This is a genomic window from Dyadobacter sp. BHUBP1, assembly GCF_050587785.1.
GTDB lineage: Bacteria > Bacteroidota > Bacteroidia > Cytophagales > Spirosomataceae > Dyadobacter.
On the sequence record NZ_JBOBIH010000033.1, the window covers coordinates 1 to 1,692 of the forward strand.

Below are 1,692 nucleotides of genomic sequence, written 5' to 3' on the forward strand. Positions count from 1 at the left end.
CTGACAGCCCCTGCTGTGACAGGTTGCCCCTCACTGACGGGCAGTATGCTCTCACCGGCCAATAACGCGAGTGTGGTAGGAACGGCCAGCACGACGACCGCTGGCAGGGTGATCACTGCCCTGAGCGTATCGACTTGTGTCCCGACAGGTACCACGATTACCAGCGTAGAAATCTGGGCGTCGACTACCTCGGATACATTCCATAACCTGATGGGCAAGGCAATCGCTGATGCCAGCCAACCCGGTGTTTACAAGCTGTTGGCTGAGGAAGGCAGTGCCGACGGGAAGTGGCCGGCAGCTTTGCTGGATCCTGGTACCTACCGCTTTTATGCCAAAGTCAAAACTGCAAGCACTACGTTCACTACCAGCTATATTACCGTCACCTTGATTGCTCCACCTGCGACAGGCTGCCCTGCTTTGACGGCCAGTATGCTCTCACCAGCCAACAATGCGAGCGTGGTTGGTACGCCCAGCACGACGACTGCTGGCAGGGTGATCACTGCCGTGAGCGTCAACACTTGCGTGCCCGCGGGCTCTACCATCACGAGCGTAGAGATTTGGGCGACAACCAGTACGGGGACTTTCCCCAACCGGATGGGCTATGCGGTAGCCGATGCCAGCCAACCTGGTGTTTACAAACTGGCTGCAGAGGAAGGCACTGCCAATGGGAAGTGGCCTGTCGCTTACCTGGATCCTGGTACCTACCGCTTTTACGCTATCGTGAAGACAGCGACAGCTACGGTCACCACCAACTACATTACTGTTACGTTGACTTCGCCTGCAACAGGTTGTCCTACCCTGACGGGCAGTATGCTCTCGCCGGCCGACAATGCCACAGTGGTCGGTACGCCCAGCACGACGACCGTTGGCAGGGTGATCACTGCTCTGAGCGTATCCACTTGTGTACCTGCGGGTTCGACGATTACCAGTGTGGAGATCCGGGCAACGACCACTTCCGGCACCTTCGATAACCGAATGGGGTATGCGATAGCCGATGCCAGTCAACCGGGCGTTTACAAGCTGGCTGCCGAGGAAGGCAGCGCCAATGGGAAGTGGCCTGTCGCTTACCTGGAGCCTGGTACCTACCGCTTTTACGCTATCGTGAAGACGGCCACAACTACGGTAACCACCAACTACATTACTGTTACGTTGACTTCGCCTGTCACAGGTTGTCCTACCCTGACGGGCAGTATGCTCTCGCCGATCGACAATGCCACAGTGGTGGGTACGGCCAGCACGACGACTGCTGGCAGGGTGATCACTGCCCTGAGCGTCAACACTTGTGTCCCGACAGGTACCACTATTACGAGTGTAGAAATCTGGGCATCAACTACCTCGGATACATTCCATAACCTGATGGGCAAAGCAATCCCTGATGCCAGCCAACCCGGTGTTTACAAGCTGTTGGCTGAAGAGGGTAGTGCCGACGGGAAGTGGCCGGCAGCTTTGCTGGATCCGGGTACCTACCGCTTTTACGCCAAAGTCAAAACTGCAAGCACTACGTTCACTACCAGCTATATTACCGTTACGTTGACTGCTCCTGTCACAGGTTGTCCCTCGCTGACGGCCAGTATGCTTTCGCCGGCCAACAATGCTAGCGTAGTGGGGACGGCCAGCACGACTACTGCTGGCAGGGTGATTACCGCGATCAGCGTTACCACTTGTGTCCCGGCAGGTACCACGATTACGAGT

The 1,692-nt window shown here is 56.8% G+C and carries 1 protein-coding gene; it reads left to right on the forward strand.

What is annotated here, in order from left to right:
* Positions 1 to 1,692 (forward strand): hypothetical protein (locus ACQ4MZ_RS31475; RefSeq protein ID WP_430852018.1); only part of this gene is annotated, 1,692 nt, incomplete at both ends.